The organism is Cellulomonas composti (assembly GCF_007990245.1).
GTDB classification, from domain to species: domain Bacteria; phylum Actinomycetota; class Actinomycetes; order Actinomycetales; family Cellulomonadaceae; genus Cellulomonas; species Cellulomonas composti.
On sequence record NZ_BJWG01000015.1, the window covers coordinates 81,514 to 96,379 of the forward strand.

Sequence of the window (14,866 nt, forward strand, 5' to 3'; positions counted from 1 at the left end):
CACCTTGAGCACGGGCCGGGTCAGGGCGCGGCGGCCACCACGACGCGCACCTGGTTGCGCCACGGGTCGTCGAAGCGCAGCGTGCGGCCGTCGTGCGCGAGCGGCGTGCCCGCGAACCGCACCCGGTCGGCGAGAGCACCGAGGTCGTCGTCGGTCGGCACGGCGATGCGCACCTCGCCGAGCCCGAGCGACGACGCGCGCGGCCCGGCCCCCGCCGAGTTCCACGTGTTCATCGCCATGTGGTGGTGATAGCCACCCGCCGAGACGAACAGCGCGCCGTGCCACTGTGCCGTGACGTCGAAGCCGAGCGCGTCGACGTAGAACGCGCGCGCGGACGGCACGTCGCCCACCTGCAGGTGCACGTGCCCGACGACCGCGTCGCCCGCACCCGGCTCCGCGAGCAGCTCGTCGGAGAGGTGCTCGCCCAGGAACTGGTTCGGGTCGAGCCGCAGCGCGTCCATCACCACGGTGCCGTCCGGTCCGTGCTGCCACAGGTCGCGGCTGCGGTCCCAGTACAGCTCGACGCCGTTGCCCTCAGGGTCCGTCAGGTAGAACGCGAGCGAGACGAGGTGGTCGGCGGAGCCGACGTACGAGCTCGGGGCGCGCTGGGCGACGTTCGCGAGCGTCGCGGCCAGCCCCGCGCGGTCGTCGAACAGGATCGCGGTGTGGAACAGGCCCGCGGAGCCGCGCCCGGCGGGCGGCAGGTCCGGCGTGTGCCGCAGCACGACGAGCGGCGTGCCGCCGCGACCGAGGACGACGACGTCGGGCCGGCCGACGCCCTCGAACCGCGGGTCCGGCCGCTCGAGCACCTCGAGCGCGAGCACGTCACGGTAGTAGCCGAGCTGCAGGTCCAGGTCGCCGACGAGCAACGTGACGGCATCCATGGACGTGCCGGCGGCGATCGAGTCGAGCGCACTGGACGGGGTGGCGACGACGCGTGGACCTGCGCCGGGCGTGGGGGCGGTGGACATGGCGACTCCTCAGGGTTGCCCTCAGAGTAGTTGAAGATTCATCTAAATGCCAGTTGTGCCGCCCTCGCGGTGCGTGTGGCCCATCCCGGGCAGGAATCGAGGGCCGATGCGCGCGAGCTCGGCCTCGAAGTCGGCCGCCCACGGGCCGTACGGCGTGCGGGCGAGCGCATCGTTGGAGAATCGCGGGTCGTCCGTGACCTCGCTCTCGCAGAACGCCGGCACGCCCAGGTCGACCACGGGGCTGCCCCGTTCCACCTCCGCGACGACGAGCGGCGCGTTCGGCCCCGCGAACACGTCGACCACCCAGCCGTCCGCGCCGATCCACACCGAGTGCCGCGTCTTGACGATGCGCGCTCCCCCGCGCCGGATGAGCTGCAGGCCCACCGCGACGTCGAGCTCGCGCTCGGCCTCGTAGCGGGTGCCCGAGTTCATCGGCCCCTTGACCGTCAGGGCGCAGAAGTCGACGAGGTGCTCGTAGCGCTCGAGCGCGTCGAGCGGCGTCGTGCCCGCGTCGATCGGCGCGGCCGCCCCGGAGGTCTGCGCGCGCACCCGCAGCGCGTAGCCCTCGTCGGCCAGGTAGTAGGACTGCACGATCAGCGTCGGCGTCGCGTCGTGCAGGTCCGTCGGCAGCTCGCGCACCCAGAACCGCCGCTCGAACTCGAAGTCGGGCCGCCGCTCGTCGTACGTCTCGTCGCTCACGCTCCCACGCTAGGCGTGCGCGCGGCCGAACCCGTGGACGCGCACCGTCGTGCGCGGATCCGGACAGCCCGCGGCCCGTGTTCGTGCAGGCGATAGCGTCGCGCCATGGCCAGCAGCGACGCCGTGACGCCCCCCACCCGGACCTCGGTCGGTCAGCGCCTGCGCGGCGCGCTGCGGCGGTGGGTCGGGCGGTTCTCCGGACCCGGGCTGGCCGGCGCGCTCGTCTGCTTCGTGATCGCGCTCGGGCCCGCGCTCATCCCGCGGGCGGCGTTCTACCAGGGCGCGGTCGGCGGCATCTGCGCGGCGATCGGCTACGGCGTGGGCGTGCTGCTCGCACGGCTGCTGCGCACGTGCGGCGTGGTGTGGTCGCGGCCCGCGAGCCGCTGGTTCCGTCGCGGCCTGCTCGTCGCGGTCGTCGTCGGCGTCCCCGCGGCCCTTCTCTGGAACGCCACCTGGCAGAACGAGGTCCGGGAGCTGTTCGGGCAGGAGCCGCAGGAGTCGTCGCGGCCGTTCGTCGTGCTCGCGCTCGCGCTCGTCATGGGCGTGCTGCTGCTTCAGGTCGGACGCGGGTTGCGCTGGGTCACCCGGCGGCTCGCGCGCCTGCTCGGACGTCTCGTCGGGCGATGGGTGCCGCGGCCCGTCGCGCTGCTCGTCGCGGTCGTCGCGGTCACGTGGGTGACCGTCTCGGTGCTCAGCGGCGCCGTCGTCGACACCCTGATGTCCTCGCTCAACACCGCGTACGCGCAGGTCGACGACGGCACCGACCCGGGCGTCACGCAGCCGACGGACCCGCTGCGCAGCGGTTCGCCGGACTCGTCGGCGCGGTGGGAGGACCTCGGGCTGCAGGGGCGGACGTTCGTCGCGGGCGGACGCGCGCACGAGCAGTTCGTCGACGTCGCCGCGCGGACGGGCCGCACCGCCGACCTGCAGGACCCGATCCGGGTCTACGCCGGGCTGCGTTCGGGCGGGACGCTCGAGGAGACCGCGCAGGTCGTCGTCGACGAGCTCGACCGCACGCACGCCTGGGACCGGTCGGTGCTCGCGGTCGTCACCGCGACCGGCACGGGCTGGATCGACCCGTCGCTCGCCGACACGTTCGAGCTGCTGTGGGGTGGCGACACGGCGATCGCGTCCATGCAGTACTCCTACCTGCCGTCGTGGGTGGCCTTCGTCGGTGACCGCACCACCCCGCCCGCCGCGGGCAAGGCGCTGTTCGAGGCGGTCTACGAGCGCTGGTCGCAGCTCCCGGAGGACGCCCGGCCGCAGCTGTTCGTCGCCGGCATCTCGCTCGGGTCGTTCGGCAGCCAGGGCGCGTTCTCGTCGGCCCAGGACGTCGCCGCGCGCACCGACGGCGCGCTGTGGATGGGGACACCGGGCTTCACGCCGCTGTGGCGCGAGCTGACCGACGAGCGCGACGCGGGCTCGCCCGAGATCACGCCCGTGCTGGACGGCGGCGCGACCGCGCGGTGGGCCAGCCGCCCGGGCGAGGGGGACGACCGCCAGCTCTGGTCGCTCGGCGAGGACTGGCAGCAGCCGCGCATCGTGTACGACCAGCACGCCTCCGACGGCGTGACGTGGTGGTCGCCGTCGCTGCTCCTGCACAAGCCCGACCGGCTGAGCGAGCCGCGCGGCACGGACGTGCTCGACTCGACGCGCTGGGTTCCCGTCATCACGTTCTGGCAGACGACGATCGACCTGTTCGTCGCCGGGCTCGCACCCGCCGGGCACGGTCACAACTACCACCAGGAGTACGCCGACGGCTGGGCGGCCGTCGCGCCGCCCGACGGGTGGACCGCGGCCGACACCGACGTGCTGCGCGAGGTCGTCGGCTCCGTCCCGAGCGTCGCGTGAGCGAGCACTACGCGGCCGACGACCACCTCGGTGGCCGCTCGCTGCTCGTCGCGGCCGCGTACGTGGTCCTGCGGCGCGACGACGAGGTGCTGCTGCAGCTGCGGCAGGGCACCGGCTACATGGACGGGTGGTGGGCGACGCTCGCGGGGCACGTCGACCCGGGCGAGTCCGTGCACGAGGCGGCCGTTCGCGAGGCCGCCGAGGAGGCCGGCATCGTCGTCGCGGCCGCCGACCTCGTGCCGCTCACGGTGCTGCACCGCTTCGAGCGCGGCGGACCGCAGGTCGAGCAGCGCATGGACGCGTTCTTCGAGGTCCGCCGCTGGCGCGGCACACCCACGCTGCGCGAGCCGGACAAGAGCGCCGACCTGCGCTGGTTCCCGCTCGACGACCTGCCGCGCGTGGTCCCCCACGAGCGGTTCGTCCTCGAGCGCCTCGACGGCCCGCTGCCCGCCGTGGTGTCGCTGCCCTCCTGAGCCGCCTCAGCCGGTGTTCTGCAGGCCGGCGGCGACCCCGTTCACGGTGAGCAGCAGCAAGCGGCGCAGGTCGTCGGCCTGCTCGACCGCGTCCCCCCGGCGCAGGCCACGCAGCGCGCGCAGCTGCAGGAGCGAGAGCGCGTCGACGTACGGGCTGCGCAGCTGCACCGCACGGCCCAGGATGCGCCGGCGGGACAGCACGGCCGACGAGTCCGTGATCGCGAGCACCCAGCGGCGCGTGAGCCCCATCTCCTCGGCGACGAGGGCCGCGAGGTCGCTACGGTCGCCGAGTGCGAGGTAACGCGTCGCGATGCGCTCGTCGGTCTTGGCGAGCGACATCTCGACGTTGTCGATCACGGTCGCGAACAGCGGCCAGTCGCGGTACGCCGCGCGCAGCTCGTCCAGGTCGCCGATCGACTCGAGCGCGGTGCCCAGGCCGTACCAGCCGGCGAGGTTGATGCGCGCCTGGGACCACGAGAACACCCACGGGATCGCCCGCAGATCGTCGAGGCTGGAGACCGACAGCCCGCGCCGCGCGGGTCGCGACCCGATCGGCAGCAGGCCGACCTCCTCCAGCGGCGTGACCTGCGCGAACCAGACGGGGAAGCCCTCGGCCCGCACGAGCTCGTGGAACCGGACCCGCGACGCCTCGTCGAGACGCGATGCGAGCGGCGCGAACCGCTCCGCGGCCTCCGCGTTACGACGCTCGACGCTCGGCGCACCGGCCAGCAGCGTCGCCGCGACGACCTGCTCGATGTGCCGTGCGGCGATGTGCGGGTCGCCGTAGCGGGCGAAGATGACCTCACCCTGCTCGGTGAGCTTGAACCGGCCGTCCACCGAACCCGGCGGCTGCGCGAGCACCGCGCGGTTGGCGGGACCGCCGCCGCGCCCGAGCGCCCCGCCGCGGCCGTGGAACAGCGTGAGCGCGATGTCGTTGTCGTGGGCCCACTGCGTGATCCGGCGCTGCGCGTCGTCGAGCGCGAGCGTCGCGGACACGGGGCCGACGTCCTTCGACGAGTCGGAGTAGCCGAGCATGACCTCGACCCGCCGGCCGTTCTCCGCGAGGCGCTTGCGCACCTGCGGGAGCTCGAGCGCCTTCTCGAGGATGTCCACGCTCGCCTCGAGGTCCGCGAAGGTCTCGAACAGCGGGATCGCGTCGATCACCGGCACGTTCTCGGCACCGCCGTACGCGAGCTCGGCGAGCCGGTACACGGCCGCGAGGTGCTCGCCGGACTGCGTGAAGGAGACGATGTAGCGGCGGGCCGCCTCGGGCCCGAACCGCTTCTGGATCGTGCCGATGGTGCGGAACGTGTCGAGCACCTCGACGGTGCGCGGCTCGAGGTCGCCGTCGATCCCCTTGGCCTCGATGTCGGCCAGCGCGGCCGCGTGCACCTGCGAGTGCTGACGCAGCTCGAGCTCGGCCAGGTGGAAGCCGAAGGTCTGCACCTGCCAGAGCAGCTTCTGCAGGTCCCCGTACGCCGAACGGGTCGCCCCCGCGGCGTCGAGCGAGCGCTGCACGACGAGCAGGTCCGCCTCGAGCTCCGCGGCGGACGCGTAGGCGAGGTCCGCGTTGCGCGACCGGGTGGCCGCGAGCCGCTCCACGACGAACAGCAGCTCGCGCCGGTGCGGCTCGTTGGGCGAGTCCTGCGCGACGCGCGATGCGATCTCCTCGGAGAGCGAGCGCTGGCGCTGCCACAGCGCGTTCAGCTCCGACGACGCGGGCGTACCTGCGCCGTCGAGGGTCAGACCCGCCGCGGTGCGCCGGGCCGACTGCTCGAGGGCCGTGATGACGTGCTCCGACGCCAGCTGCGCGGCCGCTCGGGTCACCTCCGCCGTGACGTTGGGGTTGCCGTCGCGGTCGCCGCCGATCCACGAGCCGAGGCGCGCGAACGGCCGGACGACCGGCAGCGTCGTGCCCGCCTGGTCGTCGAGCAGCCAGTCGTCGAGCCGGCGGTAGACCGACGGCAGGACGTCCGCGAGCGTGGACTCGAACACCGACAGGACCGTGCGCACCTCGTCGAGCACGCTCGGCTTGGCCTGACGCAGCGGCGCCGTGCGCCACAACGTGTCGATCTCGGCGAGCAGCCGACGGTCGTTCTCCGCGAGCGACATGCCGCCCATCGAGCGCTGGTCGCGCTCCGCGACGAGCTCGGCGATGCGCCGGATCGACCGGGACACCGCGCGTCGTCGGGCCTCGGTGGGGTGCGCGGTGAGCACCGGACGGAACTCGATCGCCTGCAGGCGTCGCCAGGCCTCGTCCTTGCCCACCTCGTCGGCCAGCTGCTGGACCGCGGCCGGCAGCGTGTCGTCCTGGACGAGCGCGTGCGGGTCGGTGCCGGCCTCGCGCTCGCGCAGCACGCGCACGCGGTGGTACTCCTCCGCAGTGTTCGCGAGGTGGAAGTAGCACGTGAACGCACGGGCCACCTGCTCGGCGCGCTGCAGCGAGAACGATTCGACGAGCGCCTCGGCCCGCTCGAGCGCGTCGCCGTCGGGCTCGTCGTGCGCCTTGATCGCGAGCTCGCGCAGGCGCTCGACGTCCTCCAGCAGGTCGTCGCCACCCGCCTCGCGCAGCACGCGGCCGAGGAACTCACCGAGCACCCGGACGTCGTTACGCATCGGCTCCGGGACCTCGTGGCTCGCGGCACCTCGAGGGATGTCACGCGGGGTAACACGCGGGGTAATCGGTGCTGTCACGCGCTCAACATAGGCCACGCATGTTTCGTGACGGGACGTAGGTCCATGCCGTGGGCGCTCGCCGGTCGGCCGCGCGCGACCCCTGACAGAAGCGACGAGGCCCCGGGCGACGGGTGTCGCTCGGGGCCTCGTCTCGTCCGTGCGGATCAGCCGCCGATCACCGCGGCGGGCGACACGGAGCCGGACTGCTGCACGATCTTCACCTTGGGAGAGGTAGCCGCGCTGAGGTAGGTCGTCTTGACGGTCTGGACGTACACCACGCCGAGCGTGATCTTGCTGGTGGTGACCTCGTACTTGCCGGACGCCTGCACCTTGGCGGTCGCGACCTGCGTGAACTTCGAGGCGCCGTTCTTCTTGAAGTACACCTTCACGGTGGAGCCCACGGTGTCGACGGACGGGTCGGCGTACCCGTACATGTAGAACGGGTCGTTGCCGTACGAGTAGCCGTTGGTGATCCCCACGGTCGGCTTGCCCGTGACCTTGAACGTCTTGCCCGTCGCGGTCGCGATGCGCTTGCCGCTCACCTTCACGGTCGCCACGGCCTTGTACGGGCCGGCCTTGAAGCTCGACGCACACACGTAGGCCCGGACACGGTTCTCACCGTTCTTCAGGCCGCCCGAGACCGCGAGGTACCCGGTGACGGACTTGTTCGTCTTGGTGTTGGTCACCTTGGTGCCGAGCGAGTAGTAGTCGCTGGAGTTCAGGCCTGACGCCGTCACGTTCCAGACGAGGTACCAGCAGCCGGACTTCTCCTTGACCTTGTCGCTCACCTTGATGCTGATCGCGACCGAGGACGCCTGGGCGTCGTCTGCCGCCGCCGGCGCAGCTGCTGCGACGGGCAGGAACAGCGCCGCCCCCGTCAGGATCGCGGTCAGTCGTCGTCGTGCCAGGCCCATGACCATGCTTGTACTCCCCGTGTCGTTCGATTCGTCGTCGTCGCGCCGCGTGCGGGCACGGGCGCGCCCGGCGAGGCTAGTCGACGAATCGGGCGCGAACGGGATGTGTCCGGACGTTTCACTCGATTGCCTGATGCGACAATCGTCACGGACGGCCGATCTCGGGCGCGCTACGACGGTTCGACGGTGATCTTGAACAGCACGTCGGTGCTCGGCAGCAGGTACGTCGTCGGGGCGCTGCGCAGGTAGACCCAGCCCGCGGCGAGCTTCGGCGACACGAAGGTGAAGCGCCCGGTGGGCGCGACGACCGTGGTGCCGATCACGCGGTACTCGGACTCGCCAGTCGGCTTGAGCAGCACCGTGAGCGTGCGTCCGCGCAGGTCGATCGTCGGCGCGGAGTACCCGGCGACGAACGCGTCCTTCCCGATCGTCCCGCCGACGTCGGTGATCACGTGCTTGGGCCGCACGACGAGCGCGAACGGTCGGGGTGTCGCACGGGCGACCTTCGCCCCGTCGTGCACCACGGCCGCGTAGGCGCTGTAGGGACCGGCCGGAACGGTGGACGCGCAGACGAACGCCTGGACGCTGTTGGTGCCGTTCACCAGCGGCCCGTGACGCAGGCGCGCATCCACCACGGTCGTCTTCCGTTCGATGCGCGAGGACAACGAGTACCGCTCGCCGGCGACCAGGCCGCTCACCACGACCGAGAACCTGACGAACTTGCAGCCCGTCGTCGGCTTCTGCCTCGTCGGGTCCACCACGATCGCGATCGTGGGCGACGCGGCCGGTGACCCCGCGGACGCCACCCCTGCCGGCGCGACCGCCACGAAGGTCAGCGCGAGTGCCGCCAGGGCACCGATGCGTCGGAACGTGGCGACGCGGGACACCGCTCGCCGCGGGTGGGTGGTCGGTCGCGCGGCGCGCATCACATGCTCCTGCAGCGGTAGTTCCGGATCGGGACGAACCGGACACTACTCCCTTCGGCGACCTCCGGGTTCAGCGGCCGAACAGCCGCGACAGGAAACCACCCGCGCTTTCACCCTTCGGGTGACCGGGGCAGCGGCGGTCCTGCGGGACGTCGCGCATCACCTCGTCGACATGCTGGCCGCAACCGGACCACGTGACCTTGCCGCACGTCCGGCAGGTGACTGCAGTGCACATGAACGCTCCTCGGTCGATCGGAGCCACCAGCATACCCCTGGGGGTATACGCCTCATGCCTCCGTGGGCGTGTCGTGGTCGGCCACCAGGGCCGCGAGCACGACGAGGTGGCTCGCCTCGAGGTGCCGCGACGCGGTGACGAGCGTCAGCGGACCCACCGCAGCGACGCGGCGCAGCTCGTCGAGCGCCGCCTCGGCCGTCGGCTCCGCGAGCTCGTGCTCGTAGCGTCGGCAGAACTCGTCGAACCGCTCCGGCACGTGGTCGTACCACCGCCGCAGCTCCGAGGACGGTGCGACGTCGGGCCGCCACTCACCCACCCGCGGGTCGTCGCGCCGCAACCCGCGCGGCCACAGCCGGTCGGCCAGGACCCGCATGCCGTCCTGCGGCCCCGGCTCGTCGTACACGCGCCCGACCCGTACCCCCGCCACCCCGCTCATCCTCGTCTCCCTCCTCGATCGTGCGAGACCTGCGCCCGGTCAGCGCAGCCGCGCCCACCAACGGTGCTCGGCGAGCGCCCACGAGCCCGCCGCGAGTCCGGTCAGCACCCCCAGCGAGATCCCCACCATCGTCGTCCCCGCCGTGACGACCGCGTTGAGGCCCTGGTCGGCGGAGTCCCCCAGCACCGAGGTGACCCCGACCAGCCCGAGCGCACCCGGGACCAGCAGCCAGAACGCCGGCAGGAAGCTCACCATCGCGGGCGGACCGTCCGCGAACCGGGCGACGACGAGCGCGACCGGCGTCATGGCGACGGCCCCCACGAACGCGGACATCTGCGGGCCGAGCACGGCGCCGCCGACGAGCTGGCCCGCGTACGCGACGAGCAGCACCAGGAGGATCCAGCGCACCGCACGCCGCTGGGCGCAGTGCCGGATCGTCACGCCGACGCCGTACACGATCACCCCGAGCCACGGCCCCCACCAGCCGAGCGTCTGGTTGCCACCGGTCGTGAGCGCCCCGGCCGGGATCCCGACGAGATTCGCGCCGGCGATGATGCCGAGCGCGAGCAGCACCAGCATCATCACGCCCGCGGACAGCCGCGCGGCGCCGGCGATCATCTGCCGCGTCGCGAGATCGATCACCGAGGTCGTCAGCAGCGCGCCCGGCAGGAACGTGATGAGCGGCGCGACCAGCGCGGGCAGGAGCGTGACGTCGAGGCCTGTGCGCGACAGCGAGAACACCGTCACCGCGACCCCGAACGACGAGAGCATCACGACGATCGCCTGGTACGGCCCGCTCCCCCAGTCGCCGGTCACGCGCTCGAGCCCGACGACGCCGGCCCCGAGGACCGCCGCGAGAGCGACGTCGGTGAACGAGCCGCCGAGCACCAGCGCCAGGCCGGCCGCCGCGAGCATGTACCCCATCGCCTGCTGCCCGCGTCCGTACGGCGCCGGCTGCTCCATCGCCGCGGCGATCCGCCGGCTGCCCGCGGTCGGGCCGAGCTCGCCCGCGCGCGCCAGGTCGGCCACCTCGAGCACCTCCTGCACCTGGTCGAGCCGCAGCGAGCGGTAGCCGGCCGAGGTCGCCACGGTCCGCGCGTGGTTGTCCCCCGGTGTCGACAGCAGCAGCGCCGTCGGCAGCGCGATCACCTCGACGTCGGGGTGCCCGTTGGCGCGCGCGACGTGCTCCAGGGTGTCCTGGACCTGCACGATCGGCGCCGTCGTGTCGATCATCGCCTCGCCGAGCGCCAGGCAGAACCGCACCGTCTCGCCGGGCGAGTCGTCGTCCGCGTCGCGGTCGTCGCGCTCCGCGCCCGTCCGCGCACCGTCGGCGCCCGCAGCGGCACCGGCGAGCACCTCGGCGACGACCAGCCCGGCGGTCGTCGTCGGGTCCGGTTCGTCCGCCCGCAGGACGGCGGTCGGCGCCGTGCCGACGCCGGTCTCCACGGAGCTCGCCGCTGCGCCCGAGGCGCTGGTCGCCGCGGACGCAGCGGCGGTCGCCGCGCGGTCCGCGCGTCGGCGGCGCGCCCGGCGCTCGACGACGACGACGAGCGCGGTCGCCGCCACGAGGACGACGAGCGCGAGCACGATCATCGCGACCGGCACCTCGGAGGTGGTGACCGTGGGCGGCGTCGTCCAGACCGTCGTGGGGGTCGGCGTCGGTGTGGGCGTCGCGGTCGGGGTCGGGGTGGGGGTCGGCGTCGGGGTGGGTGTCGGCGTCGGTGTGGGCGTCGCGGTCGGGGTCGGGGTGGGCGTCGGCGTCGGCGTGGGGGTCGGCGTCGGCTCCGTGGTCGGCTTGTCGCTCGCCGTGGTCGTCGGATCGGCCGACGGCTCCGGGTCGTCGCCCGTGCCCACGGTCGCGCCCGGGTCCGGCGACGGGTCGGTCACCGCGCGCACGGTCGTCGGCACATGCAGCAGGAGCCCGTCGTCGAGGACCCGCCACACGTCGCCCATACCCACATCGTGCCGGATCGTCGTCGGTCACGGTCCGCCCCGCGCAGGTGCAGGGTTTTCCCTCTGAGCGGCGCGGTCCCGCGGGTCTAGCGTCGGTTCCATCGAGCCACCGCGCAGCGCGGCGCGCGAACGGCGGCCCAGCCACGCACCGACCGGTGCGACCCAGAGCTGGAGGCACGAGGCGTCCAGCCGGTTGCCAGGGGGATTGACGACATGACTGACATCGAGCTCTCTCGCGGTGCGTTCCGCCAGCTCATCACCGCGAACCCGAACTACTTCGGGACCTTGCAGGACAAGGCCCTCGCCCAGAGCTTCAAGGTGGTCGACGCCAAGCAGTCGGACACGGCCTACGAGGAGATCGGCTGCGTCTCCTACAGCCCCGAGCGTGACCGCCTCGAGGCGACGATCGTCGTGCGGCGCGCGTTCGGCTACAAGGGCGGCCCGTGCAGCGCCGGCTCGTCGGAGTGGGTGCGGTTCTTCGTCGACTTCGGCGCGGGCTGGGTCGACGCCGGGTCCGCGGCCGCCCGCGTGTTCGACGTGCCCGACGGCAAGGACTGCGCCGGCGACGCCGACCACCCGTACGTCCTCGTCGTCGGCGTGGTGCTCAACCCGTTGCGCCGGTACTGCGCCGCGCCGGTCCTCCCGCGCGTGCGCGCGATCCTGTCGTGGGAGCACGAGCCGCCGGCCGGCGACCCCGACTTCCCGCCGGTCTGGGGCGAGGTCCAGGAGGACACCGTCCAGGTCCGCCCGCGGCGCCGGTTCTTCCCGACGGACATCGGCGACCTGCTCGCGCCGCTGGTCAAGCTCGACCCCGCGGTGCTCGACAAACTCATCGAGGAAGAGGTGCTCGGGCCGCCGATCCCGGAACCGGACCCCGTCGGCCCCGTCGCTCTCAACCCGCAGCCGCTGCCACCTGGCGGCGGTGGACCGGACCCGGTGCCGTTCGGGCTCGACAAGCTCGTGCGGCTGTACGCGCCCGACAAGCTGAAGGTCCTGTCGACGCGTGCGCTCGACAGGCAGGTCGCCAAGCTCGCGCTGGCGCCCGTCCCGCCGCACCGGATGGCGGCGGCCGAGGTGACCGCCTCACTGCACGGTCCGCTCGCGCCCCTGTCGCTGGCCACGGCGGCGCTCGCCTACCAGAAGCTCGACATCGACTGGGGCGGGCTCGTCGAGCTGCTGGGCGACGGCAAGGGCGACACGACGTACGAGGAGCTCGAGTGCCTGGGCCTCGACGACGCCGCGGCCCAGCTCGTCGCCACCTTCCGGGTCAAGCGCCCGACCGGCTTCTCCGGGCCGCCGTGCAGCGCCGGGTCGACGGAGTACGTCGCGTTCTGGGCGGACTTCGACGACGACTGCGTCCCGACGTACCTCGGGACCGTGGCGGTCTCGGCCCACGACTACATCACGATGCCGGCGACAGGCCTGTCCTACGCCGCGGTGCTGCCGCTCGACCTGACCGCCTACCGGCGGCTGTGCCAGGAGCCGGGGCTGCACCGCATCCGGGCGGTCCTGTCCTGGAACGCGCCGCCGTCCACGACCGACCCGGACGCGGTCCCGCACTGGGGCAACCGCCTGGACACCCACGTCCACGTGCTGCCCGGCCGGCCCTACGACGGCGTCGCGCGCCTCACGATCGTCGGCGGCGTGGCGACCGGCGAGATCGACCCGGGAACCGGCGTCACCCTGCCCGTCGCGCACATCGCCTACAACGGTGCGGTGCTCGACCCGCGCGGCTGCCCGTTCGCGGGACGCGTGACGGTGCACGGCCCGGCCGACCCGGCGCTCGCAGGGGCGACCTACCGGCTGCTCGTCCGCGACGTGACGGCGGGCGGCGTCGACACCCCGGTGACGACCCCGTTCTTCGTCGTCGACGCCAACGGGATCGGCTCCTGGGTGACGCCGGGTGCGGGCGGCTGGACCACCTGGCCCGTGTGGACGACGAACACGCTCGGCACCCTGGGCTACATCGACACGTCCGGCGACGACCTGTGGCAGACCAGCCTCGAGGTGCAGGGCACCGGCGTCGTGGACGCGCAGCGCTTCCAGCTCGACAACACGCTCAACGCGGCCTCGGTCGACCCGGCCAACGCCGCCCACCTGGCCTTCGACCCCGGCCAGCTCGCGCAGCAGGGCTGCGGCAAGTTCACGCAGGGCATGACGATCCACGGCACCTACGACGCGCGCGACACGTGGTTCCGGGCCTGGGGCTTCTCCCTGCTGCCGTTCCCGCTCCCGTCCGCCGCCCTGACGACGTCGGTCGCCTCGACGACCAGCGAGGCACCGGTCGGCTCGACGTGGTCACTCGACACGAGCAGCCTGCAGCCGTGCGGTTACGTGCTGCGGCTGTCGGTCTCCGACCGGGCCGTCGTGAACTCGACGTGGTCCGGACGCTCCGTGCCCGTCGACATCGGTTTCTGCATCGAATGACGATCGGATGAAGGAGGTCGACCGACCCGGCTCCGACCTGGTGAACCTGCGCGGGCGCACGCAGGCAGGCCGTGCAGCGCCTGGCCCGCCTGCGCACCGGTCACCACCAGCGCGCCCAGGTGCGCGTCGAGCGCCCCGAGAGCGTCGAGCAGGCACGGGCCATCACCAGCTCGTCAGCCACGCCGCCACCGCTGCTCGTTGGCCACCATCCACTCGATCAGGTGCTCGCCCTCCGTGGGCTCTCGACCGGGCCCGTTCAGCAGGTCCGCCGCGACCTGCGCGAACACAGCCTTGGCGGGCGCGTAGGTCGCCCACTGCGCTGCCGCGACCGAGCCGGTCACCACCGCGGGCAGTGTCGGCTCGCCCGCAACCTTGATCAGGAATGCGTCGATCCCTCGCGGCTCGATGAATGTCGTCGCGCGCGTCGTGGCCGAGAACGGGGCGTCCGCACTCCACGCGCGCAGCAGGCGTTCCCAGTCAGCCAGCCAGTAGCGTCCGTCGTCCTTCGCGACGAGGTCCTCGCGCTCCAGGTACTCGAGCACCCGGTAGGTCGCACCCGTGGAGGCGCCAGACGCCGCCACGAGCTCGCGAGCCGTCCACACGCGGTCCTCGTCCAGCAGCGCACGCGTCACGCGCGCGGCGGCTCGCCCTTGAGTGCTCCCCGCGGGCGGCCCTGGCGCCACGGGTCACGGTCCAGACCGCGGTCTGCAACGAACAGCGCCGGGGAGTCGATGACGACGCGCAGGTTGCCCGTGGCGTCCGCATATGACAGTCCCTGTCTCGGTTCTTGAGCAGCGACGGCGCCAACGCCGCTAGCCTCGGCCCTTCATGACCGTAGGTGTGGCGGAGACGTGAGAAGTGCTCCTGACCTGGGATGATATGGCTTGTCGAGAGTCAGATCAGTCCAGTTCGAGGAGCACCTTCCAGGTGAAGAAGCCTACGGGGTTCTACCCGCGGCTCGGCGTCGATGCCAACGGCGGGTCGGCGGTCTCTCAGGCAGGCGGTGTCCTGCGACGTCCACCGTCCGCGCGGCCGGCTTGGACGTGGCGTTGCGCCAGGCTCTGGCGCCGTGGCGGGCGCCGCTTGCTCGTCATGACCCGGCCAAGGTCCTGCTCGACCTCGCGTTGATGCTCGCGCTAGGTGGGGACGCGTGCTCGGACCTGGCGGTGGTGCGCGGCGAGCCGGCGGTGTTCGACCCGGTGGCCTCCGACCCGACGGCGTCGCGGACGATCGCCCGGTTGGCCGGCGACGTGGACAGGGTGCTGTCCGCGATCAACACCGCCCGTGCCCGAACCCGGGCCCGGG

The 14,866-nt window shown here is 72.9% G+C and carries 12 protein-coding genes and 1 pseudogene; 4 read left to right on the forward strand and 9 right to left on the reverse strand.

From position 1 onward, the window contains the following. Positions 1 to 20: 20 nt before the first annotated feature. Positions 21 to 971, reverse strand: a complete 951-nt coding sequence (locus CCO02nite_RS14295; RefSeq protein WP_146843853.1) for a VOC family protein — start codon at positions 969 to 971, stop codon at positions 21 to 23. A gap of 42 nt (positions 972 to 1,013) precedes the next feature. Next, positions 1,014 to 1,670 (reverse strand): CYTH domain-containing protein, encoded by a 657-nt coding sequence (locus tag CCO02nite_RS14300; protein WP_146843854.1) that lies wholly within the window; start codon positions 1,668 to 1,670, stop codon positions 1,014 to 1,016. A 105-nt stretch (positions 1,671 to 1,775) separates the two neighbouring features. Here CCO02nite_RS14300 and CCO02nite_RS14305 point away from each other — a divergent pair, with 105 nt between their 5' ends. Continuing rightward, positions 1,776 to 3,521, forward strand: a complete 1,746-nt coding sequence (locus tag CCO02nite_RS14305) for an alpha/beta hydrolase (RefSeq protein WP_146843855.1) — start codon at positions 1,776 to 1,778, stop codon at positions 3,519 to 3,521. Beyond that, positions 3,518 to 3,994 carry an NUDIX domain-containing protein gene (locus tag CCO02nite_RS14310; protein WP_146843856.1) on the forward strand — a complete coding sequence of 159 codons (477 nt, stop codon included), beginning with the start codon at positions 3,518 to 3,520 and terminating at the stop codon, positions 3,992 to 3,994. The genes CCO02nite_RS14305 and CCO02nite_RS14310 overlap by 4 nt, the downstream gene beginning before the upstream one ends. 6 nt (positions 3,995 to 4,000) lie before the next feature. On the opposite strand, the gene CCO02nite_RS14315 is transcribed toward CCO02nite_RS14310, so the two are convergent. From CCO02nite_RS14315 to CCO02nite_RS14340, 6 genes are all read right to left on the reverse strand, one after another. Next, entirely contained in the window at positions 4,001 to 6,610 is a 2,610-nt protein-coding gene (locus tag CCO02nite_RS14315) for a phosphoenolpyruvate carboxylase (RefSeq protein ID WP_146843857.1), read from the reverse strand. Between the two features lie 224 nt (positions 6,611 to 6,834). After that, positions 6,835 to 7,584, reverse strand: coding sequence for a hypothetical protein (locus tag CCO02nite_RS14320; RefSeq protein ID WP_146843858.1), 750 nt, complete (start codon positions 7,582 to 7,584; stop codon positions 6,835 to 6,837). A 170-nt stretch (positions 7,585 to 7,754) separates the two neighbouring features. After that, positions 7,755 to 8,510 carry a hypothetical protein gene (locus tag CCO02nite_RS14325; RefSeq protein ID WP_146843859.1) on the reverse strand — a complete coding sequence of 252 codons (756 nt, stop codon included), beginning with the start codon at positions 8,508 to 8,510 and terminating at the stop codon, positions 7,755 to 7,757. Between the two features lie 70 nt (positions 8,511 to 8,580). Next, entirely contained in the window at positions 8,581 to 8,745 is a 165-nt protein-coding gene (locus tag CCO02nite_RS14330) for a DUF8730 family Cys-rich protein (RefSeq protein ID WP_503826004.1), read from the reverse strand. Between the two features lie 52 nt (positions 8,746 to 8,797). Further along, positions 8,798 to 9,181: a DUF488 domain-containing protein gene (locus tag CCO02nite_RS14335; protein WP_146843861.1), complete on the reverse strand. Its 384-nt coding sequence runs from the start codon at positions 9,179 to 9,181 to the stop codon at positions 8,798 to 8,800. Between the two features lie 39 nt (positions 9,182 to 9,220). Continuing rightward, positions 9,221 to 11,134 (reverse strand): threonine/serine exporter family protein, encoded by a 1,914-nt coding sequence (locus tag CCO02nite_RS14340; protein ID WP_146843862.1) that lies wholly within the window; start codon positions 11,132 to 11,134, stop codon positions 9,221 to 9,223. 213 nt (positions 11,135 to 11,347) lie between these two features. Here CCO02nite_RS14340 and CCO02nite_RS14345 point away from each other — a divergent pair, with 213 nt between their 5' ends. After that, on the forward strand, positions 11,348 to 13,561 hold the full coding sequence (locus tag CCO02nite_RS14345; protein WP_146843863.1) for a hypothetical protein: 2,214 nt from the start codon (positions 11,348 to 11,350) through the stop codon (positions 13,559 to 13,561). A gap of 173 nt (positions 13,562 to 13,734) precedes the next feature. Here the strand turns inward: CCO02nite_RS14345 and CCO02nite_RS14350 are convergent, their stop codons facing one another. Beyond that, positions 13,735 to 14,193, reverse strand: coding sequence for a hypothetical protein (locus tag CCO02nite_RS14350; RefSeq protein WP_146843864.1), 459 nt, complete (start codon positions 14,191 to 14,193; stop codon positions 13,735 to 13,737). Between the two features lie 405 nt (positions 14,194 to 14,598). On the opposite strand from CCO02nite_RS14350, the pseudogene CCO02nite_RS15800 reads away from it, so the two are divergent. Further along, positions 14,599 to 14,866 (forward strand): annotated as a pseudogene (locus CCO02nite_RS15800) (IS1380 family transposase); the annotation flags it as partial.

Excerpts from the sequence above, each read along its gene's own strand:
- CCO02nite_RS14305 (WP_146843855.1), top strand. The coding sequence starts at position 1,776 with ATGGCCAGCAGCGACGCCGTGACGCCCCCCACCCGGACCTCGGTCGGT.
- CCO02nite_RS14295 (WP_146843853.1), bottom strand. The coding sequence starts at position 971 with ATGTCCACCGCCCCCACGCCCGGCGCAGGTCCACGCGTCGTCGCCACC.
- CCO02nite_RS14315 (WP_146843857.1), bottom strand. The coding sequence starts at position 6,610 with ATGCGTAACGACGTCCGGGTGCTCGGTGAGTTCCTCGGCCGCGTGCTG.
- CCO02nite_RS14325 (WP_146843859.1), bottom strand. The coding sequence starts at position 8,510 with ATGCGCGCCGCGCGACCGACCACCCACCCGCGGCGAGCGGTGTCCCGC.
- CCO02nite_RS14340 (WP_146843862.1), bottom strand. The coding sequence starts at position 11,134 with ATGGGCGACGTGTGGCGGGTCCTCGACGACGGGCTCCTGCTGCATGTG.
- CCO02nite_RS14335 (WP_146843861.1), bottom strand. The coding sequence starts at position 9,181 with ATGAGCGGGGTGGCGGGGGTACGGGTCGGGCGCGTGTACGACGAGCCG.
- CCO02nite_RS14345 (WP_146843863.1), top strand. The coding sequence starts at position 11,348 with ATGACTGACATCGAGCTCTCTCGCGGTGCGTTCCGCCAGCTCATCACC.
- CCO02nite_RS14330 (WP_503826004.1), bottom strand. The coding sequence starts at position 8,745 with ATGTGCACTGCAGTCACCTGCCGGACGTGCGGCAAGGTCACGTGGTCC.
- CCO02nite_RS14320 (WP_146843858.1), bottom strand. The coding sequence starts at position 7,584 with ATGGGCCTGGCACGACGACGACTGACCGCGATCCTGACGGGGGCGGCG.